This is a genomic window from Sphingomonas canaveralia, assembly GCF_047238125.1.
GTDB lineage: Bacteria > Pseudomonadota > Alphaproteobacteria > Sphingomonadales > Sphingomonadaceae > JBDFMH01.
The window spans coordinates 510956-533281 of record NZ_JBDFMH010000001.1; the positions used below are offsets into that span (position 1 = coordinate 510956).

General features: G+C 65.5%; 22 protein-coding genes. 7 read left to right on the plus strand and 15 right to left on the minus strand.

Annotated features, from left to right (window positions below):
- The first annotated feature begins 12 nt into the window (after nt 1–12).
- Genes zwf through glk form a run of 4 tightly spaced genes read left to right on the plus strand, consistent with a single transcriptional unit; the run spans nt 13 to nt 4983 of the window.
- Nucleotides 13–1467 carry a glucose-6-phosphate dehydrogenase gene (gene zwf / locus ABC347_RS02490; protein WP_413244206.1) on the plus strand — a complete coding sequence of 485 codons (1455 nt, stop codon included), beginning with the start codon at nt 13–15 and terminating at the stop codon, nt 1465–1467.
- Complete coding sequence (gene pgl / locus ABC347_RS02495; protein ID WP_413244207.1) at nt 1460–2164, plus strand: 6-phosphogluconolactonase; 705 nt, start codon at nt 1460–1462, stop codon at nt 2162–2164. The genes zwf and pgl overlap by 8 nt, the downstream gene beginning before the upstream one ends.
- Before the next feature lie 21 nt (nt 2165–2185).
- Nucleotides 2186–4006: a phosphogluconate dehydratase gene (edd, locus tag ABC347_RS02500; RefSeq protein ID WP_413244208.1), complete on the plus strand. Its 1821-nt coding sequence runs from the start codon at nt 2186–2188 to the stop codon at nt 4004–4006.
- Between the two features lie 2 nt (nt 4007–4008).
- Nucleotides 4009–4983 carry a glucokinase gene (gene glk, locus ABC347_RS02505; protein WP_413244209.1) on the plus strand — a complete coding sequence of 325 codons (975 nt, stop codon included), beginning with the start codon at nt 4009–4011 and terminating at the stop codon, nt 4981–4983.
- Here the strand turns inward: glk and ABC347_RS02510 are convergent, their stop codons facing one another.
- Genes ABC347_RS02510 through ABC347_RS02535 form a run of 6 tightly spaced genes read right to left on the minus strand, consistent with a single transcriptional unit; the run spans nt 4984 to nt 9900 of the window.
- The gene (locus ABC347_RS02510; RefSeq protein ID WP_413244210.1) at nt 4984–5331 is read right to left on the minus strand and encodes a VOC family protein; all 348 of its coding nucleotides are present in this window, start codon (nt 5329–5331) and stop codon (nt 4984–4986) included.
- A 45-nt stretch (nt 5332–5376) separates the two neighbouring features.
- Nucleotides 5377–5670, minus strand: a complete 294-nt coding sequence (locus tag ABC347_RS02515) for a hypothetical protein (protein WP_413244211.1) — start codon at nt 5668–5670, stop codon at nt 5377–5379.
- Nucleotides 5671–5727: 57 nt separating this feature from the next.
- Entirely contained in the window at nt 5728–6996 is a 1269-nt protein-coding gene (locus tag ABC347_RS02520) for an N-succinylarginine dihydrolase (RefSeq protein WP_413244212.1), read from the minus strand.
- Nucleotides 6983–7996, minus strand: a complete 1014-nt coding sequence (locus ABC347_RS02525) for an arginine N-succinyltransferase (protein ID WP_413244213.1) — start codon at nt 7994–7996, stop codon at nt 6983–6985. The genes ABC347_RS02520 and ABC347_RS02525 overlap by 14 nt, the downstream gene beginning before the upstream one ends.
- Nucleotides 7993–9204 carry a hydrolase gene (locus ABC347_RS02530; protein ID WP_413244214.1) on the minus strand — a complete coding sequence of 404 codons (1212 nt, stop codon included), beginning with the start codon at nt 9202–9204 and terminating at the stop codon, nt 7993–7995. The genes ABC347_RS02525 and ABC347_RS02530 overlap by 4 nt, the downstream gene beginning before the upstream one ends.
- A gap of 51 nt (nt 9205–9255) precedes the next feature.
- Nucleotides 9256–9900: a hypothetical protein gene (locus tag ABC347_RS02535; RefSeq protein ID WP_413244215.1), complete on the minus strand. Its 645-nt coding sequence runs from the start codon at nt 9898–9900 to the stop codon at nt 9256–9258.
- Nucleotides 9901–9991: 91 nt separating this feature from the next.
- Here ABC347_RS02535 and ABC347_RS02540 point away from each other — a divergent pair, with 91 nt between their 5' ends.
- On the plus strand, nt 9992–11080 hold the full coding sequence (locus ABC347_RS02540; protein WP_413244216.1) for a Gfo/Idh/MocA family protein: 1089 nt from the start codon (nt 9992–9994) through the stop codon (nt 11078–11080).
- Here ABC347_RS02540 and ABC347_RS02545 read toward each other — a convergent pair.
- Genes ABC347_RS02545 through ABC347_RS02555 form a run of 3 tightly spaced genes read right to left on the minus strand, consistent with a single transcriptional unit; the run spans nt 11077 to nt 13560 of the window.
- Nucleotides 11077–12087, minus strand: coding sequence for a DUF481 domain-containing protein (locus tag ABC347_RS02545; RefSeq protein WP_413244217.1), 1011 nt, complete (start codon nt 12085–12087; stop codon nt 11077–11079). The genes ABC347_RS02540 and ABC347_RS02545 overlap by 4 nt on opposite strands.
- Nucleotides 12088–12112: 25 nt before the next feature.
- Nucleotides 12113–12583 carry an RNA pyrophosphohydrolase gene (locus tag ABC347_RS02550; RefSeq protein WP_413244218.1) on the minus strand — a complete coding sequence of 157 codons (471 nt, stop codon included), beginning with the start codon at nt 12581–12583 and terminating at the stop codon, nt 12113–12115.
- A complete protein-coding gene (locus ABC347_RS02555) occupies nt 12580–13560 on the minus strand; it encodes an alpha/beta hydrolase (RefSeq protein WP_413244219.1) in 981 nt (326 codons plus the stop codon). The genes ABC347_RS02550 and ABC347_RS02555 overlap by 4 nt, the downstream gene beginning before the upstream one ends.
- 146 nt (nt 13561–13706) lie before the next feature.
- Here ABC347_RS02555 and radA point away from each other — a divergent pair, with 146 nt between their 5' ends.
- Together radA and ABC347_RS02565 are read left to right on the plus strand one after the other, a co-directional pair.
- Nucleotides 13707–15080: a DNA repair protein RadA gene (gene radA, locus ABC347_RS02560; RefSeq protein ID WP_413244220.1), complete on the plus strand. Its 1374-nt coding sequence runs from the start codon at nt 13707–13709 to the stop codon at nt 15078–15080.
- A gap of 9 nt (nt 15081–15089) precedes the next feature.
- Nucleotides 15090–15605 carry a CvpA family protein gene (locus ABC347_RS02565; RefSeq protein ID WP_413244221.1) on the plus strand — a complete coding sequence of 172 codons (516 nt, stop codon included), beginning with the start codon at nt 15090–15092 and terminating at the stop codon, nt 15603–15605.
- A 258-nt stretch (nt 15606–15863) separates the two neighbouring features.
- Here ABC347_RS02565 and ABC347_RS02570 read toward each other — a convergent pair whose 3' ends face one another.
- The 6 genes from ABC347_RS02570 to ABC347_RS02595 form a co-directional block, all read right to left on the minus strand.
- Nucleotides 15864–16637, minus strand: coding sequence for a helix-turn-helix transcriptional regulator (locus ABC347_RS02570; protein WP_413244222.1), 774 nt, complete (start codon nt 16635–16637; stop codon nt 15864–15866).
- A 106-nt stretch (nt 16638–16743) separates the two neighbouring features.
- Nucleotides 16744–17394: a TadE family protein gene (locus ABC347_RS02575; RefSeq protein WP_413244223.1), complete on the minus strand. Its 651-nt coding sequence runs from the start codon at nt 17392–17394 to the stop codon at nt 16744–16746.
- The gene (locus ABC347_RS02580; RefSeq protein ID WP_413244224.1) at nt 17391–17987 is read right to left on the minus strand and encodes a TadE/TadG family type IV pilus assembly protein; all 597 of its coding nucleotides are present in this window, start codon (nt 17985–17987) and stop codon (nt 17391–17393) included. The genes ABC347_RS02575 and ABC347_RS02580 overlap by 4 nt, the downstream gene beginning before the upstream one ends.
- Complete coding sequence (locus tag ABC347_RS02585; protein WP_413244225.1) at nt 17987–19960, minus strand: pilus assembly protein TadG-related protein; 1974 nt, start codon at nt 19958–19960, stop codon at nt 17987–17989. The genes ABC347_RS02580 and ABC347_RS02585 overlap by 1 nt, the downstream gene beginning before the upstream one ends.
- A 186-nt stretch (nt 19961–20146) precedes the next feature.
- Nucleotides 20147–20917 carry a ThuA domain-containing protein gene (locus ABC347_RS02590; protein WP_413244226.1) on the minus strand — a complete coding sequence of 257 codons (771 nt, stop codon included), beginning with the start codon at nt 20915–20917 and terminating at the stop codon, nt 20147–20149.
- Nucleotides 20910–22229, minus strand: coding sequence for an aromatic ring-hydroxylating oxygenase subunit alpha (locus ABC347_RS02595; protein WP_413244227.1), 1320 nt, complete (start codon nt 22227–22229; stop codon nt 20910–20912). Before ABC347_RS02595 ends, ABC347_RS02590 begins: the two co-directional genes overlap by 8 nt.
- Nucleotides 22230–22326 lie beyond the last annotated feature (97 nt).

The following is a 22326-nucleotide window of genomic DNA, read 5'->3' on the forward strand; positions in this document are numbered from 1 at the left end:
AAGGGGAGCTGAATGTCGAATGGTGCGCATACGCTGATCCTGTTCGGGGCGACGGGCGATCTGGCGCAGCGGATGTTGCTGCCCTCGTTGTTCGGGCTCGATGCGGATGGGTTGCTGCCCCGGCAGCTCAGGATCGTGGCAACCGCACGCAGCGATCATGATGACGCTGGATTCCGCGCGATTGCGGGCGAAGCGCTTACCCGTTCTGTCGAAAAGGACCGACTGGACGACACCAAGGTTTCCGCCTTTCTCGACCGTCTGAGCTATGTGCCGCTCGACGCGTCCAATCCGGCGGGCTTCGCTGAGCTGGCCGCCGCGGCGAATGGTGAAGGGGGGCGATCAATCTTCCTGTCGACCGCACCCAGCCTGTTCGAGCCGACGATCGAGGGATTGGCCGCGTCCGGGCTCGCGGAAGGCAATACCCGTCTCGCACTGGAAAAGCCGCTTGGTACCGATCTCGCTTCTAGCCGGGAGATCAACGATGCGGTCGCGCGTCATTTTCCGGAGGAGCGGACGTTCCGGATCGACCATTATCTGGGAAAGGAGACTGTCCAGAACCTTCTGGCGCTCCGCTTCGCGAACACGATGTTCGAGCCGCTGTGGAATGCGCAGGGCATTGATCATGTCCAGATCACGGTCGCGGAAACGGTGGGCCTGGAAGGTCGGACCGCTTATTTCGATGGATCGGGCAGCCTGCGCGACATGGTCCAGAACCATATGCTCCAGCTGCTCGCGCTCGTCGCGATGGAGCCGCCGGCGCAGTTTGACGCGACCGCGATCCGTGACGAGAAAGTGAAGGTGCTAAGGTCGCTGCGCCGGATCGATGCGACCACGGCCGCCAGCCATTCCGTGATCGGCCAATATGGCAAGGGCGCGGTGGCGGGGGCGCCGGTGCCTGGCTATGCCGACGAGCTGGGCCGGCCATCCGAGACCGAGACGTTCGTCGCGATCAAGGCCCATGTCGATAACTGGCGCTGGCGCGGTGTGCCCTTCTACCTGCGGACCGGCAAGCGCCTGCCGCAGCGCGAGTCGGAGATCTTCATCCAGTTCAAGCCGGTGCCGCATTCGATCTTCGCTGCCCGCGGCGCCGTCACGCAGCCGAACAAGCTGGTGATCGGGCTGCAACCGGAAGAAAATATCCGCCTGATGGTGATGGCGAAGCTACCCGGGTTGGACCGGCAGGGAATCCGCCTGCGCGAAGTGCCGCTGGATCTGGGCATGGCCGATGTCTTCGCCGACGTGCGCCGCCGGATCGCCTATGAACGGCTGCTGCTCGATCTGGTCGAGGGCGATCCGACATTGTTCGTGCGCCGGGACGAGGTCGAGGCGCAATGGGAATGGATCGACGCGATCCGCAGCGGCTGGGAAGCCAATGGCATGACGCCAAAGAGCTACCCGGCGGGAACCTGGGGCCCCTCCGCTGCGATTGCATTGACCGAGCGTGATGGAGTGAGCTGGCATGATTGAAGCCGAATGGTGGGAATATGACGATCAGGGCGATCTGATCGATGCGGTGGCGGGCGATGTCGGCTTCATCATCGAAAGCGCGCTGGATGCGCGTGGCCAGGCGTTGCTTGCGCTGCCGGGTGGCAAGACGCCCGTGCCGATCCTCGAGAAGCTGGCGACCATGAAATATGATTGGAAGCGGGTCACCATCGTGCCGACCGACGATCGGCTGGTCGCCGTGAACGATCCACTGTCGAACGTGGCGATGCTGGCGCGGATTTTCCTGCCGAAGGGGGCCCGCGTGCTCCCGATCGGATCGGAGAACAAGGATCACAAGGCGGCCGGCAATGCCGCTGATGCGCGCCTGCAGGATCTGCACTGGCCGCCCGATCTCGTCTGGCTGGGCGTCGGCGCGGACGGCCATACCGCCTCGATTTTCGCCGGGCCCGACTTGAAGGATGCGCTGGACGCCCCGAAGGCGCGCCGTGCCGTGGGTGTGCTGCCCGATCCGCTGCCGCCCGAGGCACCGGTCGCACGTGTCACGCTGACCCGCGCCGCCATCCTGTCGGCGCGCACGATCATGCTGGTGCTGGCCGGCAAGGAGAAGCGCAAGGTACTTGAACGGGCGCTCAAGGATGGCCCGATGTCGACCGTGCCGGTGGGCCGCGTTCTGGCGGATGCCGAACAGGCGATCGACATCCATTGGGCGGCGGAGTGATCCGGTCGCGAAAGGATTGAGATGACGCTCCACCCCGAGATCGCCGCCGTCACCGATCGCGTGATCGACCGGTCCCGCGCCGGCCGCGCGGCCTATCTCGATCTGATCGCGCGTGAGCGGGAAAGCGGGGTGGATCGCCCGAACCTCAGCTGCGGCAATCTGGCGCACGGCTTCGCCGCCTCGGGCGAGGACAAGCCGGCGATCCGCGACAATCGGGGCATGAATATCGGGATCGTCACGGCGTTCAACGACATGCTGTCCGCACACCAACCCTATGGCGGCTATCCTGACCGGATGAAGCTGTGGGCGCGGGAAGTGGGGGCGACTGCCCAGGTGGCGGGCGGCGTGCCGGCGATGTGCGATGGCGTGACCCAGGGCCAGCGCGGCATGGAGCTGTCGCTGTTCAGTCGCGATACGATCGCGCTGTCGACTGCCGTCGCGCTCAGCCACGGCATGTTCGAAGGCGCCGCGCTGCTCGGCATTTGCGACAAGATCGTGCCGGGGCTGCTGATCGGTGCGCTGCGTTTCGGCCATCTCCCCATGATCCTGGTGCCGGCGGGGCCGATGCCGTCAGGCCTGGCAAACAAGGAAAAGCAGCGCGTTCGGCAGCTCTATGCCGAGGGCAAGGTCGGCCGTGCGGAACTGCTCGAAAGCGAGAGCGCATCATATCATGGCGCCGGCACCTGCACCTTCTATGGTACCGCAAATTCCAATCAGATGATGATGGAAGTGATGGGGCTGCACATGCCCGGCGCCGCCTTCATCAATCCGGGCACGAAGCTGCGCCAGGAATTGACCCGCGCTGCGGTTCACCGCCTCACCGCGATCGGTTGGGATGGCGACGATTACCGGCCACTCGGCCGCTGCATCGACGAGAAGGCGATCGTGAATGCCTGCGTCGGCCTGCTCGCCACTGGCGGATCGACCAATCATGCAATCCATATTCCCGCGATCGCGCGCGCGGCCGGGATCCTGATCGATTGGGCGGATCTGGATCGCCTGTCGGCAGCCGTGCCGCTGATCGCACGCGTCTACCCGAATGGATCGGGCGACGTGAACCACTTCCACGCTGCCGGCGGCATGGGCTTCGTGATCGCCACGCTGGTCGGGGCGGGGCTGCTGCACGACGATATCCTGACAGTTGCGGGCGACCGTCTGCTCGATCACGCGCGAGAGCCGATGCTGGACGACGAAGCGCTGGTCTTCGCGCCACCGCCGGTCGAGACCCGCGATGCGGCGATGCTGCGCCCCGCCGATAATCCTTTCCAGCCCGATGGCGGGATGCGCCTGGTGCAGGGAAATCTCGGGCGCGGGACGTTCAAGACATCGGCGGTCGATCCGGCGCGGTGGACGATCGAGGCGCCCGCGCGCGTGTTTCATGATCAGGATGAGGTGCTGGCGGCGTTCAAGGCGGGCGAACTTGAACGCGATGTCGTGGTCGTCGTGCGCTTTCAGGGGCCGCGCTCCAACGGCATGCCGGAGCTCCATAAGCTGACCCCGCCGCTGGGCGTGCTTCAGGATCGCGGCTTCCGCGTCGCTCTCGTCACCGACGGGCGGATGTCCGGCGCGTCGGGCAAGGTGCCCGCGGCGATCCATGTCAGCCCGGAAGCGCTGGGCGGCGGACCGCTGGCGCGGTTGCGGGACGGGGACGTCATCCGCCTCTCGGGGGAAACCGGGACGCTGGATGCCATCGTCGATCCTGTGGAATGGGCTGCACGCGAGCCGATCCCGGCACCGCCCCCTGCGATCGGCACGGGCCGCGAACTGTTCGCGCTGATGCGGCACGGCGCGGACGAGGCGGAGCGCGGGGGATCCGCAATGTTGGCGGCGGCGGGTCTCTGACCATGGAGATCGTCGCGGCGGATATCGGCGGCACGCATGCGCGCTTCGCGATCGCCGAGGTGGCCGAAGGGCGTGTCGTGCGCCTGGACGAGGCCGTCACGCTGAAGACGGCCGAGCATGGCAGCCTGCAACTGGCGTGGGAGGCATTCGCCCGCGAGATCGGCCGCCCCCTGCCGCGCGCAGCCGGAATCGCGGTCGCCAGTCCGATCCAGGGTGAAGTCCTGAAGCTCACCAACAATCCGTGGATCATCCGTCCGGCAATGATCGCGCAACGGCTGGGCCTGGACGATCATGTCCTCGTCAACGATTTCGGGGCGGTGGCCCATGCCGTGGCACAGGTTGCGCCGGATCAGTTGCGGCATCTCTGCGGCCCCGATCAGCCGATTCCTGACGAGGGCGTGATCAGCATCGTCGGGCCGGGCACTGGGCTGGGCGTGGCGCTGCTGCTGCTGCGCCGCGACGGCCGTAATCACGTGATCGAAACTGAGGGCGGTCATATCGACTTCGCGCCGCTCGACCGCATCGAGGATGCGATCCTGGCGGATCTGCGCGCCAAGTTCCGGCGCGTATCGATAGAGCGGGTCGTGTGCGGTCCGGGGCTGGTAAACATTCACGCATCGCTGGCTGCGATCGAAGGGCAGCCGGTCCCCGCGCGTGATGACAAGGCGCTGTGGGCGGCGGCGCTTTCCGGGGCCGACAGTCTTGCGGTCGCAGCGTTGGATCGCTTCTGCATGAGCCTGGGTTCGGTCGCGGGAGACATCGCGCTGGCGCAGGGCGGCCGCGCCGTCGTCATCGCCGGCGGCCTCGGGTTGCGGATCGCTGACATGCTGCCAAGCTCCGCCTTTGCGCAGCGCTTCACCGCCAAGGGGCGGTTCGAAACGCTGATGTCGAAGATCCCGGTGCGATTGCTTGTCCACCCGCAGCCCGGCCTGCTCGGCGCTGCCGCCGCCTTTGCCGAACATCTGGCACGCGACTGACTAGTCGATCGGCCAGCCAACGCGGATCAGCGTTCCGTCCGGGTCGCTGACCGCGAACTCCAGCAGGCCCCATGGTTTTGGTTCGGCTCCAACGCCCATCGCCTCCGCGAGAGCCGCGACATCTGCGCTGTACAGATACACGCCATGAGTATTGCGTGCAGGATCGACCGATCCGGGCGTTACCGCGGTGAGATGCAGGCTGGCGCCGTTCGCATCGTGCATAATGCAATAGCCATGGTGCGGGTAAAAGGCGCTGACCTTAAAGCCGAGCCGTTCGTAGAAGGCGCGACTGGCGGCGAGATCGGTCGCCGGCAGGATCGCCACGGCCCCATGCGTGATGTCGGTCATCTCTTGTCCTCCGCCCGGTTCCTGAACTAGCGGGCGAGGGGATGATCAGTCGAGCTGGATCTCGATGGGCGTGCGGCGGGGCGCGGCCGATCCTTTCGCGCGGAGCGCCGCGCGCGCTGCCGGTGAAAGCGGTGCATCGCGGAACTCGGCCCAGTTGATGTCGCCGGGCTGGCGCGGTTTCCACACGATCGCCTTGCCACGCGGCACCGGATGCCAATCGCTGTCGTGGCTGCGAATGAGATCGCACCCGCAAGCTGCGCAGCGGCCGAAGAAATGACCCGCGTTGAAGACCGGATCGGGCAATGCGCGATGCCTGCCCAGCTTGCAGAAAATGCTCAACGGCCGGCTCCCTGACTGAATGCCAGACCAATCTGCCGGAAAATGGTTAACCGCCGGTCACCGCAATTCCTGCAGCATCAGGCAATCGAGCAGTGCGGCGCGAGCCGTTTCCGCTTCGCTCCAGAAACCCGGGTCGGCGAGCATGTCGAGCTCGACCCGGTCAGGCCAGTATCCGGCGATCACGTCCGCGATCCGATCGAGCTTCCCGGCATCCACCAGGAAGCGGGGATCCACACGCGCGGGATCGGCCACCACGCGCAGCCGCAGGCAGGCCGGGCCGCCGCCATTGGCCATGGATTCGCGGACATCGACGACGTCCAGCCGGCGGATCGGGCCGTTGCCGGCGATCATGTCCTGCAGCCAATTCCAGACCGATGGCGTTTCGCGCGCTTCGCTGGGCAGGATCAGGGCGCTTTCGCCGGACGGCAACGTCACCAGCTGGGCGTTGAAAAGATAGCTGGCGATCGCGTCGGCAAGGCTGACCGCGCCTGCCGGCACCTCGACGATCTCGACATCGGGCATGGCGCGGCGCAGATCGGCATGGAAGCTGAGCCGATCGGCAAACGCCTGCTCGTGCGCAAACAGCACGCGGCCATTGGCCACTGCCACGACATCATTGTGGAAGGCGCCGGCCGCGATTGCTGCGCTCGATTGCTCGGCGAACAAGGTTCGCGTGGAATCGAGCCGGTGCGCCCGCGCCACGGCACGGCTCGCCTCAACATGCTGGCGGGCAGGGAAAGGGCCCCCAGCGACGCCATACACGAACACCTCCACTCCAGGCGCATCATGCGAAGCCGCGAGCCGCATGTGATTGGCTGCGCCCTCATCACCGAACGGCGGCGGCACCGGCCCGTGAACTGCGAAGGCATCCGTGTCCGCAAACGCGGTCCGCAGCTGGTCCAGCGTCTCGGGCCATTCATGACTGCGGTGGGGCATCGTCACCAGATTGGCGACGGTCAGATGACAGCGACCATCGTCGGTGTCCGGCGCGGGCGAAACGGTCGCGGCGTTCGCCGCCCACATCGGCGACGCGGACAGCGCATTGGCGAGCAGACCGTGCGATGCGGTCTCGGGCGTCGTGGCGAGCGACTGCAGCCAGGCCCGATCCGGCCGACGATGCGGCAGCAGGATGCCCTGATCGAGCCCGAGCGCGAGATTGGCGCGCATCTTGGCGATGCCTTGCAACGCGGCCGCCCGCGGTCGCGATACCGCGCCGGCATTGCGGGTAGCGGCCAGGTTGCCGAGGCTCAAACCGGCATAATTGTGGGTCGGCCCGACGATGCCGTCGAAGTTAATCTCCACCAGGCGGCGGTCAGCGTGCGACATGAACGATCTCCGCGCCCGCCACCACGCCCAGCGCATCGGCGCCGTCCTGATCCATGATCATGTCATCGCCATCTGCAATCGTGGCATAGGCGGATCGAAAGCTCGCGAGCCGGCCGGTCGCTGCGATCACGCGTCGCCCGTCCACCGCTGCGGCGGTTGCCGACAGCTTGCCGTCATGCGCGCCCTTGACGGTGCGCAACTCGTCAACCTTCGCGGCCATCGTCGGGCCGCCGTCGAAGATGTCGACATAGCCTTCGTGGCGGAATCCCTCCTCCTCCAGCATCCGCATGGCTGCGCGACCGGAAGGGTGGGGCAGGCCGATCACGTTTCGGGCAGGCTCGGGTAGCATCGCGGTGTAGATCGGATGCTTCGGCATCAGATCCGCGATGAACTGGTTGCCATGCTTGGCATTGAATTCGTCGGCTTCCTGGAAACCCATGCCGAAGAACTTGCCGGCCAGCCCATCCCAGAAGGGCGATCCGCCAGCCTCGTCGATCACGCCCCGCAGCTCGGCGATCACTTTGTCGGCGAAGCGGGCGCGATGCTGGCGAATGAAGAGATAGCGGCTGCGCGCAAGCAGCATGCCGAGCCCGCCGGCGCGCTCGCGCGGGTGGAGGAACAGGCCGCCGACCTCGGAGCAGCCTTCATAATCGGTCGTCAGCCCCAGCATTTCGGCCCGGAAGGTGCGGCCGAGTTCCTTCGACGTCTGGCTGAGCACACCCTGGCGATAGCTGTAGAATGGCCATTTCTGGCCCACCTTGCTGAAGATCTGCGCCGTTCCGGCGACCTGCCCGCTCGCCCGGTCCTCCAGAATCAACAGATAGAGATCGTCGCCCGGCGCATCGTCCGCTTTGGCGAAGGCGGCCGCCGATGCGGCGAGTTTGGCGGACAGCGCATCGCGATCGGGCGGCAGGTTGGTGAAGCCGCCCCCGGTGAGCTTTGCCATTTCGTAGAGCGCGGCCAGATCGTCCGGCCGCGATGCCCGGATCACGAAGCTCATGGCCGGCCGCGCTCGGCGATACGGGCGATTACGAGCGCCGACAGCATTGCGCGCTCGGCCAGGCTTTCCACGATCAGATACTCCTCCCCCGAATGGATCGCGCCGCCGCGAACCCCCATCGTATCGACTACGGGCACCCCGCAGGCGGCGATGTTGTTGCCGTCGCATACTCCGCCCGATGGCCGCCAGTCGATGGCCTGGCCGAGCGCCGCACCGCAGTCCCGCACCAGCCCGAACAATCGCTCCGCATCGGGCGTCAGCGGCTTCGGCGGCCGCCCGAAGCCGCCATGGCAATGGATCGCGACATCATGCTCGGCCGCAACCATCGCGATCGCGGCATCGAGATGGGATCGGGCGCGGGCCTGGTCTTCGGGCGTCGCCGGCCGCATGTTCACGCGCAGCACGGCATGGTCGGGCACGACGTTGTTCGGCCCGCCGCCTTCGATCCTGGCCGGATTGACCGACAATCGCGGCCCGGCGGCCTTTGCCAGGCGCAGCGCAAGATCCGCGGCGGCGACGACGGCGTTGCGCCCGTCCTGCGGGTTGCGCCCGGCATGCGCCGCCCGTCCGGTGACGACGATCGAGAAATTGCCGCTGCCGGGCCGCGCACCGGCCAGCGTGCCATCCGGCAGCGCCGCCGGCTCGTAGGTCAGCGCCGCCGCCTTGCCCTGCGCGCAGGCAGCGATCAGCGGCGCCGATCCCGCCGATCCCACTTCCTCATCGCTGTTGATGAGCAACTGATAGCCGAGCCGGGCGGCCGCGGGATGGCGCTCGACTGCGGTCAGCGCGGCCAATGCTACCGCGATACCGCCCTTCATGTCCGCCACGCCGGGTCCGTTGAGCGTCCCGTCATCCATCCAGCGCAGCGCCTGAAACGGATGATCGGGCGCGAACACGGTATCCATGTGCCCCGTCAGCAGAATCTGAACAGGTGCCTGCGGTCGCACGCTGAGCAGCAGATTGCAGCCATGCGCGATCGGGCGGGTCCGCCCGTCTCCGTCCACCGCATCCACGGGCGCCGCATCGAGCAGTTCGACTTCGCCAGGCAGCGCCGCGCACGCATCCGCCAGCAGACCCGCCATCGTGGCGAGCCCTGCCAGGTTGCGCGATCCGCTGTTGATCGCGGACCATGTCTCGGTGTGCGCCAGCATCGGTTGCGCGGCGGCGCATTCGAGCATCGCCTGGTCGTCACGGGTCAGTTCATCCATCGACCGGGTCTAGCGGCTCACAAGCGGCGGGTTAAGCCCTCCGCTGCCGGCTCAGGCTGGTGCCGGGATCCTGCGATCGATCGTTACCCGGTCCGGTGTGGCTGGATCGAATGTCAGCTCGGTCACGACCTGGCCTTTGGTGCCGAGCCACAACATAGTCGCGGCATTGCGGGCCGAAATGGCCCACGGCGATAGCCGCGTCAGTTCGCGGATGATGCTCTCGTCGCTGGCGCACAGCCCTGATCTGGTTGTGTCGGTGCAGTGAAAGCGCGGCGTCTTTTCATTTAGCCGCAACTGTCTCAATCGTTCGAGCGCTGCGAAGCCACGTGCTGGCTCCACGCCCGAATTCAGGTGCACATATTCCGAATTGGCGCAGGTTTCCGCCACGAGCGCGGCGATTTCGCTCGTGCTCGATATGCCTGACAGGATCGGTGCCCGATCGGGTCCATCGGCCTGGAAGCGCGCGTGCCAACGTCGCCGGGTACAGCCTGGTCCATCTTTCCGAGCGCGCTCGACGAATTCTAGCCGCCTAAGGCCGGGCGGCTCCAGTCCGCCGATCGCCGGCGTCTCAACAGAATCGATTGGTTGATGATCCTGATCACGAAGTACGGTTTCGCCGGCTTTTGCGGGTGGCATCCGTGCAATGTCAGAAAGCGTGGGGGCAGATTGAAGTAGCAGCAGGACGGCAGCAATCATTTCGGCTTTCCGTGCAAATGGCGGCCACATCCTGCCCGTTTCAACGGGCTGATGCTAGCTTCGCGCCGACTCGCAATCCGAAGGACCGGACATGACCGATCGCATCCGAACCGCTTTCATTGGCCTGAACCCACAATCGCACTGGGCGGCCTCAGCGCATATGCCCGCACTGCGTGCGCTGTCCGATCGCTTCGATGTCGTCGGCGTCGCCAATAGCAGCGCCGAAAGCGCGCGCCGGTCTGCCGAGGCGTTCCGGCTGCCCCATGCCTTCGCGGACGCCGACGCATTGATCGAATCAAGCGAAGTGGATCTGGTGGTGGTAACCGTGAAGGTGCCGCATCATTTCGATCTGGTCAGCAAGGCGATCGCGGCCGGCAAACATGTCTATTGCGAATGGCCGCTCGGCAACGGGCTGGCGGAAGCGGAGGCGCTCGCGCGCCTGGCCGAAGATGCCGGGATCGTGGCGGCGGTCGGCACCCAGGCGCGGGTCGCGCCCGAGATCCTGCATCTCGGTCGGCTGATCGCCGATGGCTATGTCGGAGATGTGCTCTCTACGACGATCGTGGCGGACGGAAACGCCTGGGGGCCGCAGGCGACGTCCGACTATGCCTATCTTTACGACGCGTCCAACGGCGCCACCATGCTGACGATTCCGATTGGCCACACGCTGGCGGGCGTGCGCGATGTGCTCGGCGAAGTCGGTGCGGTCGATGCGCGCTTTGCAGTGCGCCGGCCCGATATCATGATCACCGATACGAGCGAGCGGCTAACTGCGACATCGCCCGATGATGTGATCGTGATGGGCGCGCTGGAAAGCGGCGCGACGCTCAGCATCCATTATCGCGGCGGCCGCTCGCTTGTCACGGGACTGCTGTGGGAAATCTGCGGGACGGAGGGTGACATCCGTGTCACCGGTGCCAACGGGCATACCCAGCTCGTCGATCTGTCGCTGCATGGCGCCCGCGGCGATGCGACCGAGCTCGAACCGCTCGTGCCACCTGCCGACGCCTATGCCGGCCTGCCCGAAGGTGCTGTCGCCCGCAACGTCGCCGCGCTCTATTCGCGCATCGCCGAGGATATCCGCACCGGATCGCGGACCGCACCAAGCTTCGCCGATGCCGTCGGGCTGCACCGCGTCATCGACCGGATCGAGCAGGCCGCGGCGGATGGCGGCGCCTAGAAGCTGTAGACCAACGTCGCCCGGCTCTGCGTATCGAGTGTGTCGCGGCCGAGCGGCGCATCAGGCTGGTACTGGATATTGTAGCTCAACCTGGCTTTCAGCGCGCCGATCAGTCGTGTGTCGAGCGCGGTCGTGGCCAGCGCGTTGCTCGCGCCTTCTTCCAGATAGACCGACGCGTTCTGCGTCAGGTTCAACGTGGGCGACACCTTCCAGCGAAAGTCGAACGAGGCGCGGCCGGCGAACCGGGTTTCGTCTTCGGCGGCGATGAAGCCTGTGTGGCGAACTGCGGGGCCGCCTTCGATCGACAGGTTGAGCTCGTCGCCCTTCAACACTGCATAGCCGATTCCCGAGCCCACGGTGTAGCGGCTGGCATAGCCCAGGAAGCGATCCCGCTCATATTGGGCCAGGCCGTAGGCATAGAGGCGGTCGTCGACCTTATAGTTCGGCTGGTAGCTGGCATTCACCCGCTCCGCGGTCGTGACGCCGAAGTTGCGCTGCACCTCCGCACGGCCGACCAGCTTGTGGCGCCAGTCGATCCCCTCGCGTTCCAGGGACACCGCGCCGTACAGGCCGAGCGCATCGGTATTGCCGGTCGAACGCGTCGCGCCGAGCTCGACCGAGCCCTTGAAATAGTCGAGCGGGCCCGATGCGCGCAGCGCCGCGATTCGCTCGCGCTCGATCCGTGCCGCTCGCTCGGCAACCCGCGCCAGATAGGCGGTGTGGATCTCCTCGATCTTGGGGGCGGTTTCCGGATTGGTCGCCTTGGCGAACTTCACGACCGCCGCGACCGCCTGGGTATCACCCGAATCGATCGCCGCATCGATCACCGCGCGCACCGTATCGGGCAGTTCCGGTGGCGCATCCGGCAGCCGATCGGGCGCTAGGATCGGCAGCGGCGAGGGTGGGGGCGCAGCGAAGATCACGACTGTCGTGGGCGCGGCCATCATGGGCGGGGCGGGCGGAATCGGCATCGTGGCCGCCTGCGCGGCGATCAGGATCGCAAGCATGGGATCGGCTAACTCCGTGCCGTCTTCAGAGATGGGCGCGGAATGCTTCTAGCACATCGGCGTAGAGCTGCCGCTTGAACGGCACGATCATATCGACGAGATCGCCCGGCTCGGCCCATTTCCAGGCGCGAAATTCGGGATGGGGCGTCTGGATGTTCACATCCGCGTCGGTCCCCAGGAAGCGCATCAGGAACCAGCGCTGGCTCTGGCCGCGATAGCGCCCCTTCCAGACTTTCGTCTGCAGATCGGCCGGCAGCTCGTAGAGCAGCGGCTCGGGCGCCTTCGCGACGATATCGACCAGCCGCCGGGGAATACCGGTCTCTTCCTCGAGCTCGCGATAGGCCGCCGTCTCGGCATCCTCGCCGTCGTCGATCCCGCCCTGCGGCATCTGCCAGGCATCCAGCGCATTATCGAGCCGTTGCCCCACGAACACCTTGCCCTCTGCATTCAGCAGCATGATCGCGGCTGCGGGCCGATAGGGCAGGTGATCGGTCATTGGCCGGCCGCCTGCGCCATCACCCGGTTCGCCTCCGCCTCGACGATCATCGTCTTCAGCACGGCCAGGCTGGCGGCGATATCGGCGCGGCCGGACGGCATGGCCTGGCGCAAGGTCGCGAAGGCGTGGATCGTCCCGATCGCCTCGCGATAGACGGTGGGCACGCCCGCCGCGATCGTCTTCGCGGCATAGGCGCGGCCCTGATCCAGCAGCGGATCCAGGCTCGCCGTCAGCACCAGCGTGGCCGGCATGCCGCTCTGGTCGGCCAAAATCGGGCTGGCGCGCCAATCCTTCGGATCAGTCGGGTAATGGCCGTCGAACCAGGCCATCATCGGCTTGGTCAGGAAATAGCCTTCGCCGAATGCGTCGAACGACGCATAGTCGCGGGCCGGGCCGACCGTGGGATAAATCGGCCATTGTGCGATCACCGGCACCGCCGCCGGATCGTCGCGCAGTGCCAGAGCGCTCGTGATCGTCAGCAGCCCGCCTGCACTGTCGCCGGCCAGCACAAGCGACGTCGGCTTCAGGCCCAGCGCATCCGGCGCGCTGGCAACCCAGCGGGCAGCGGCCTCGGCATCGATCTGCGCGCAGGGAAAGCGATGTTCCGGCCCCATCCGGTAATCGACTGAGACGACGGGCAGATCGAGCGTGCGCGAAATCTCCGCGCACAATGGGCCGACGGTATCGAGATCGCCGATCACGAAGCCGCCGCCATGATAATAGACGACCACCGGGCCAGGCGGACGATCGGGGTTGGCATCGAACAGCCTGAGCCCGATCTTGCCGCCTTCCGGTCCCGGCATCGACAGATCGCGCATCAGCGCGATCTCGCCAACTGGAACCTCGGTCAGCTGGCGCGCGGCGCGGTTGTTGGCGCGCACCGTAGGCGGATCGAGCGTATGCAGCGGCGGCGCATCGAGCCCCTTCAGATAGTCGAGAAAGGCGCGGACATCTGGGCGGATCACGGGTTCGGTCATGCCGGCCTGTTAAGACGATTGCGCCTGCGAAGGGAAGGGCGGCGGGCAATCATTCCTCCCGGCCGAAAAACGATGTCCACCTTGCTCTCTGGCGTCATACGTCGCCGCCCGCTATGTTCCCGCTTCGTTCAGCCGTTGGAGCCATGATGGCCAAGCCTCTCAAGCGCTATGTCTGCCAGGCCTGCGGATCGGTGAGCCCGAAGTGGCAGGGGCAGTGCGTCGACTGCGGGGACTGGAATTCGCTGGTCGAGGATGCGGGCGGGGCAGTGACGCCGTTCCGCGCGAAGCACGACCTTCGCTCGGGCGGGCGGGCGTTCGCGCTGCTCGGCCTCGATTCAGATATCCCGCTACCCGATCGGATGAAGACCGGCATCGCCGAGCTGGACCGAGCGCTGGGCGGCGGGCTGGTGGCGGGTTCGGCCACGCTGATCGGCGGCGATCCCGGCATCGGCAAGTCAACGCTGCTGCTGCAGGCCGCGGCGAAGCTGGCGCTGGCCGGGCGCAGCGTCGCCTATGTCTCGGGCGAGGAAGCGGCCGATCAGGTGCGGTTGCGCGCGCGGCGCCTGGGGCTGGGCAATGCCCCGGTCGGGTTGGCCGCAGCCACGTCGGTGCGCGATATCCTGACGACGATGGAGCAGGGGCCGCCACCTGCGCTGCTGGTCATTGATTCGATCCAGACCATGCATTCGGATCTGATCGAAGGCGCGCCCGGCACGGTCAGCCAGGTCCGCGCGTCGGCCCATGAACTGATCCGCTATGCCAAGGATCATGGCACCGCGCTGGTGCTGGTCGGCCATGTCACCAAGGATGGATCGATCGCTGGCCCGCGCGTGTTGGAACATATGGTCGATACGGTGCTGTCGTTCGAAGGCGAGCGTAGCCATCAGTATCGCATCCTGCGCGCCGCGAAGAACCGCTTTGGCGGTACCGAGGAGATCGGCGTGTTCGCGATGGCCGAGCAGGGGTTGGACGAGGTCGGCAATCCGTCCGCGCTGTTCCTGACTCAGCGCGGTGCGGACGTGAGCGGGGCAAGCGTGTTCCCGGCGATGGAGGGGACGCGGCCGGTGCTGGTCGAGATCCAGGCGCTGACGGTGCGGCTGGCGAGCGGGGCCACCCCGCGCCGCGCTGTGGTCGGTTGGGATTCGGGCCGGCTTGCGATGATCCTGGCGGTGCTGGAGGCACGCTGCGGGCTCAGCTTCTCAACGGCGGAAGTCTATCTGAACATCGCCGGCGGTTACCGCGTGATCGATCCCGCAGCCGATCTGGCAGTCGCGGTCGCGCTGATCTCGGCTCTGGCCGAACGGCCGGTGCCATCGGATCTGATCGCGTTCGGCGAAGTGGCGCTGTCGGGCGAGATCCGGCCGGTCGCGCATGCCGGGCTCAGGCTGAAGGAGGCCGCCAAGCTGGGCTTCGAGCGGGCGATGGCACCGGCCGGGATCAGCGAGCAACGGGGCGGAATGCAGCTTAGCGGGTTCGCGACGCTCGGCGCGCTCGTTGACCATGTGCTGGGGCGCGGATAGCAGCCGGCCATGGGATTGACTGCTCTCGACATCGCCGTGCTGATCCTGGTGCTGGGTGGCGGCGCGCTCGGCGTGGTGCGCGGCTTCGTGACCGAGATCCTATCGATCTTCGCCTGGGTGGCGGCGATCATCGCGCTCAAGCTGTTCCATGGGCCGGCAACCGATCTGCTCGAAGCGGTCGTCGGCACGCGATCCGGGGCTGCGGTGCTCGCGTTCGTGCTGCTGTTCGGCTTCGTCTATGTTGCGGGCAAGCTGATCGCAGGTCAGTTGGGGCGGCGCACCCGCCAGTCGGTGCTGGGTCCGGTCGATCGCCTGCTGGGGCTGGGGTTTGGTCTACTTAAGGGCCTGTTGATCGCGACGCTGGCCTATCTGCTGGCGACACTGGCGATCGACACGCTGTGGGGCGCCGATTCGCAACGGCCCGACTGGCTGCGCCAATCTCGGACTTATCCGTTGCTGAACGCCAGCGGCCGCGCGATCGTTGATTTCGTCGAGGAACGCCGCCGCGCCGTAGACGGGCAATAGCCGCCTTTTGCGGATCAAAACCAGCGAAAGCAGCGATTGTGACGGGGTTTCGCGACTCCGATGACAGGCGTCGCCCGGCCGGCGGTACCGTCTGTTACGGTGAGAAAGTACCAGATGTCCTGCGGCGACGTTATCGAGCGTCGGTCAGGACTGAGAAGGAGCCACGTCCTTCTTAGCCTATCTGGTACGCTGTAGGACAGCAGATTCTGGCCACCGGACGCGTATCAACCTTACGCGAAAATCCTCCGCGGCGTCGGCCTAGCTGTTCAGCCCGATATAGCCGAGCTGCGCCGCCTTGAAGACGGTCTGGCTGCGGTTGACGGCGTCCAGCTTGATCGACGCGTTGTGGATGTGGAAGCGCACGGTGGCGCGACTGCGTTCGATGATCGTGCTGATCTCGTGATCGGTCTTGCCGATCGCGGCCCAGCGCAGGCATTCGACCTCGCGCTTGGACAGGCGCGAACCGGCCGGCAAGCGCTGCGCCTTGCACATCACCGGCACGTAGCTGGCAATGAAGGTGCGCGCGTAGACGCCAAGCTCGTCGCCAAGCGCATCGAATTCAGCCGACAGATCATCGCGGCTGCGATCGCGCAACGTGAAGCTGACCGCGCCGACCTGGCCGAACGGCAGATGCACCGGCACGACGATCGCCGCCTTCGTCAGCGCGCGCGTCTCGAAATTATGAAGCTCGATCTTTTGCAGGAAGGCATTGGTCTGCTTGCTGAAGATGCCCAGCGCGTTCGCCCAGAAAGGCTCGCTGGTATAGCGGCACGCCCCAGTCAGCGGCGAATCAAGCGCGATCCGCGGGCTGTGCCACCAGCGATCATCCTCGTCGTCGGTCCATCCGAAGACGTCGCGGGCCAGGATCGCGCCATCGGCATCGACCATGGGATCCTTCATCGCGATATTGCGACAGGCGGCGATCCTGAAATCGCCCAGTTCGGCAACGATGTCGCGAAACGCTTCTGCCGCGCGCCGCACACTGGCCGCATCGGTGATGCGCACGCGATCGATGTTCTCAACTTTCAGCACCCGCCCCGTCCCTTATATGGATCAGCTGTCGAGCTTCCTCTCGGACGAAAAACCTATCCTTTTGTTGGGGTATTGGCAAGCGCCTTGTGCCGACGACCGGCGCGGATCAGGTGCAGGTCGACGCAGTCTCCCCGATACTCGGATAGACCTGCGAAGTATCACGATCATCGCGCACCAGCATCGCTGCGGTCTCGACGATATCAGACGACGGCGCCCAGGCCGCTGAGATCAGGGGACGATAGCGGTAGCCGATCTCCACGAACATGGCCGGCACGCCAGTGATCGCGGCGACTCGCCCGTTGGGCGGGCCCATGCCGGTCACGCTCGATCCGGTGGCGCCATCGCCTTGACTGCCATAGCTGGACGGATGTGCGAGCGCGCCGGTGCATCGCTGCCAGTGCAGCCACTGTCCGGTCTTGGCGGCATTCACCTCAAGGCTGGTCAAAATGATCCGGCCGCGACGACCGATATCGAGCCCGCCCGCCTGCAATGCGGCGCCGGTGAGCACGTCATTTATATCGCCTTCGGTGATCGGTTTGTTGCGCGCCACGCTCTGTGCGCCGATCCGGGATCCGTTGTCGACGACCAGCAACGCGAGCTGGCTGACCTGCTGGCGTACCAGCGCATAATTGGCCAGTTCCAGCATGTACATGATCAGGATCAGCAACACCGGCAGGATCATCGCGAACTCGATCATCGCCAGGCCACGTGTGTCCCCGCGCAAGCGACGTCCGAGCCGGCGGTAGGCGGCGATCATGCACAGGTTCCGTTCAGCGGTTCGGCCTGCAGTTCCGACGGCTGATTGCGCAGCAGCGTCTTGGCGTGGAGCGTGACGGTGTCGGAATAGCCGAACATGCGGCCCAGTCCGAGCCGTGGATAGGCGACACGCGCTTCGTACAGGACCACGTCCTTCGCGCCGCCGCGGCCGCGCACGCCGGTGTCGGTATCGCGGATGCCGTTGCGGTTATAGTCGACGAAGGTGTCGCCGGCCTGGCACACGCCATCGGCGTTGGCATCCCGCACCATTTCCTCGGCGCGGTTCCGGGCCTTAGTGTAATTGTAGAATGCGGTCTGGGTGAAATCTATCCGCGCTTCATGCGAGATCTGCCGGATGCGCCGGCGGACTTCGCCCTCCACCACCGCGCGCCGGGTCGCGCTGGCGCTGCCCTCGAGCGCCATGTCGCGCGCGGCCTTCTGCAGCTGGCCGTCGAGCACGGTCTGCGCATACATTGTGTGGCCCAGTTCGAGCGAGCCGAGCACGGTCATCAGCAGCACCGGCGCGACCAGTGCGAATTCGACGATCGTTATCCCGCGCGTATCCCGGGCGAGCTGGCGGAGACGATGTGCCATCAGCGCGTCAACCGAAGCTGCGAGATCTGTGCGGCGATCTCGGAGAAGCGCGCATTGAGCTCGGCCGCGTTCTTCGCCTCGAACGCGCGGTTGGGCGATGCACAGTCGGTGAGCAGCCGTGTCAGCGAGGTGCCGAACGCGATCACCCATACGGTGATGTTCTTCTGATCCTTGGCGATCGTGCAGAGCCGCGCGAGACGATCCTCGACGATCGCGTTCTGGCCTGCATCGGTGGGCACTGCGTTGGCGGCGGTGCGCCGCCGGTCGATCGCGGAGAAGCCGAACGCTTCGTAATTGGCGAACTTGGTCTCGGTCGCGCCATCGGTCATGAAGATCAGGTGCCGCGCGATCGCGCCGCCATTGCTGGTCGCCTGGTTCTCCGCCGCGAACAGCCCTTGCGGCGACATCAGTCGCAGACCCCACATGAAGCCGATATCGTGATAGGTGAAGCCGGCCGCTTTCAGCGACGTCACATAGTTGTTCACCGTCGTGGCATTGGCCTCGGCCAGCTTGCGCGCGGCGGTGGGGCAGGCGCCGCGTTCCAGCGGCGAATCCTTCGGTGTCAGATAATTGCCGCTGGCGCGCTTCACGTCTGTGGCGACCGGCGTGCCCCAGTTGGCGGTCGCCGTGTAGCTGGTGTTCGACCGGCCATAGACAAGCTCGGGCAGGAACGGCCGCCAGCGCGATGCATCGCTATCGGGCACCTTGTCAACGTCCATCGCATAGTCGTTGACGGTCAGCGGATCGGAGGGGCGGCGCGTCTGGCGTTCTTCGATGCAGGCACCGCGGGTGGCGTTGCCCCAGTTGATCGTGCGCGACGCGTGATTATTCTCCACAAGCGCAGTGAATGTGCCGCCCGACGCGGTGGCGCCGGAACCTTTCAGCGCGGTGACATCGTAGCTGACCGGCTTGTAGTTCCACCAATAGGTATAGGTCGATGCCTTGGTCTGGCCGGCCTTCGGGTTCGCGGTCACCGTTCGGGTGTAGGTCTGCGTGTAATTGGTATAGACATTCTTCGTGATCGTGCAGACGCCGGACGAGTTCAGCGACGCCGAATAGCTGGTTCCCTTCACGACACGCGTGGCCTGGCCGGTGCGCGGCACCGCGGTGGCGTTCGGATCCCAGACGAAGGTGGTGGTGTCGCTGTAGCTCTCGTTGGCGGGCGCAACGCAATTCTCGGGCGAGCCGGTGGAGGTGGTCGTCACCTTGGTGCCCGACCAGGCGGAATAGTTCGAATCAGTCGTGATGGTGTCGGATTCCTTGGCGCCCGGCACCTCTTCGACAGTGTCTTTCACGCGCGACTGATAGGTCGCATTGTCGACGATCCAGGACGGCTTCAGAAGCAGCCCGACATTGACGGTGGAGGAATAGGGCACGAAGCCGTAGCGGACCTGCGTGCCGGCGGCCTTCGCATTCTCCAGCGACGTGTGGAAATTCTTGACCGCGGTGCGCAGCGCCTCCAGCCGGTTGACGGTGTCGCCGGGGTTCGTCTCGGTCATCGACAAGGTGGTATCGAGCACGAACATCACGTCGCTGTTGGGCAGCTGCAGCTCGGCGCTGCATTCCACCGCCAGATTGACATGATCCTTGCCGAAAATGTGCATCACGACGGTCGGCAGCGCCACGCTGGCGCTGGTATGCACGACCATGTCGGTGCCGACCTGGAAGCCGACGTGACGGTTGGTGCTGCCATAGCGGCCATCTGCGAAGGTCGCGTCGAAGAAGGTGCGCGCGGTCGCCTCGGATGCCGAAGTCCAGGTTGCCGCCGGCATCGAACGCCGGCCCGCCAGCGCCGCCGCATCACATGCCTGCTGCAACCGCGACTTTGCAAGGTAGATCCGGCTCATGTCCAGCGCGCCGCCGAGCATGCCGGTCAGCGGAATGATCGCCATCGCTCCAAGCGCGAGGACATTGCCGCTGCGGCTTCGCCTTAGATTGGCGCAGAAGCCGCGAAAACTAGTCGCACCGGCCATGAGGATCGTCCCGATAAAATCTCTTCGGGATCGAATTAATCGTGAAATCTGTAATATTTGCGCCCGGCAGTAGTTAACTGCCAATCAAGAAAGCTTGTTATCTTCTAAGGAAAGAAGTTGCCAAATTACTGACGGCGCGGGGACGGGCCCGCCGATCGGCGACGGGCGGTCCGCACCGCAGATGGCTCAGCCGCGGTCGGGCTTCACCCAATCGAGCCCGCGGCGCAGCAGGGTGTAGAAGACCGGCAGATCCCAGGCGCACCGATCCACCGTCGGCCACCATTGCGCCAGCGGCTGGAGATCATAATGGCCGCGGCAGTGGCCGAGCGTGAGATACAGGACCCCGCCTTCGCCATGCTTCTTGATGTACAGCACGGGATGGTTACCGGGCGCATCCGCCGCCTCGACGAAGCCGGTGCCGGGTTCGGAACATTCGGTATCGAGCAGCACGTGCAGATCGCCGTGACGCTCGAGATGGTAGAGCTCGTCGGTCGTCTCGAACGGCTCCACCCCTTCCACCAGCGGGTGGGTGGGATCGGCGACACGTACCTGATAGGGTTCGATCGGCGGATGGCTGACGAACTGGTTGCCGAGCAGATCCATGAACAGCGGCGCTTCGCGCGGCGCATCCCACAGACCGTTGTCGAGCAGCCGCAGGATCGAGCTGGTGCCGTGCAGCGCATACCAGCGCCCGCCCGCGACCAGCCAGTCGCGCAGCACTTCCTGGGCGGCCTGCGAGGGGACGACATCGCAGGTGTAGGTGACGATCATGTCGGCACCGCGCAGCGCATCCAGATTCTCGTAATCCTCGAACACGCGGGTGCGGATGCGTTCATCCTCGCCGAACAGCTTCAGCAGTTCGAGCCGGGCGAAATCGATGTCGTGATACTTTCCGCCCGCGATCAGTACGCAATCGATCCGGTCGGAACCAGGACGCTTCTTTTCGGCATCAGCCATTCGCGGCAACCCCCAACGCATCGTTCAGCAGTTCGTGGAAGCGCTGGATGCGTTTTTCCTGGCCCGTGAGCAAGCCGCCCGTATAGCCCAGCGAGTGGAGGCCCTGCTGCTGGCCGACCGCGATCGACATGTCCTGATCGGCGACATAGCCCAGCGTCTTCTCGCCGTAGATCACGACTTCCTTCTCGGCATCGTCATACGGAACGATGCCGACCGGGGTAACGACCTCGTTGCGCCCTTCGACCGGCGGCATGATGTACCAATGCTCGAAGATGCAGCTTTCGGGATCGGTCGGGTGCGGTTCCGAACGCAGGATCTGGAAGCCGTCCGGGCTCATCGTGATGGTCAGGTTCGGCCACAGCGTATAGTGATAATAGTCGGTCAGCTGGCTGTCCGTCATCGTATCGTGATGCTTGAAGCCGCGGACCTTGCCCAGTTCGCGCTTGGCCTTTTGCACCGCCAGCCGCGCTTCGCGGGCTCGGCCTTCGAACTGGGTGGGCTCGAGATCCCATTCCTTCAGCAGATCGGCCAGGATCGGCTCGACCGCGTCCGGCAGATCGAGGCGACCCGAGGGCTGGCAGCCCTTCTGCACCATGCGGTTGTGCCCGCTCGGATACATCTCGAAACTGGTGTCGAGATAATCATCATCGATGAAATCGGCCAGCTCCGGGTGGAGCGTGGGCAGATGGTAGCTCTCGTTGAAATTGTCGCGGATGATCTTCCAGTTGCACGGCACGACGCAGCTGACGTGCAGCACGCGGCGCATCTTTTCCATGCCGTACCCGGCCAGCTGCTCGGGCAGCGGATCGAGCCATTCACGCAGCGGCTTCGCGTTCCGATCCATATTGTACCAGACGAAGCCGCCCCAGGTGTCGCAGGCGATCTCGACAAGCTTGGCCTTGCCGCAAGGGTTGCCGCCGGGGAAATCCTCGACATCCTGGGCGTGCAGCAAAACGCCGTCCTTGCCCCATTTCCAGCCATGGTAGGAACAGGTGATCGCATCCGCGCCGCCGACTTCGGACCAGACCAGCCGGTTGCCGCGGTGGAGGCAAGCGTTGAAGAACGCCTTCACCGAGCCGTCGTCCTGGCGGATCATCACCACGGATTCGCGCATGAAGTTGTGGACGACATAGTCGCCCGGTTCCTGCAGATCGTTCAGCATGCCGCCGACGTGCCAGATCTTCTGCCAGAGATGATCCCACTCGGCCTGCATCCATTCCTTGGAATAATAGCGTTCGCCCGAAATGCGATCGCCACGCACGGGGGGATCATATTCGTCGCGCTTGCGACCCATGAAGGTTTCGACGGTCATCGCTTGCATCCGCTCCTGGACAGGCTTGATTTCAGAATGCCCCTGCGTCCGCGGCGGGGCACCTTGCCGAAAGCATAGGTTTACACCTTTGCGAGCC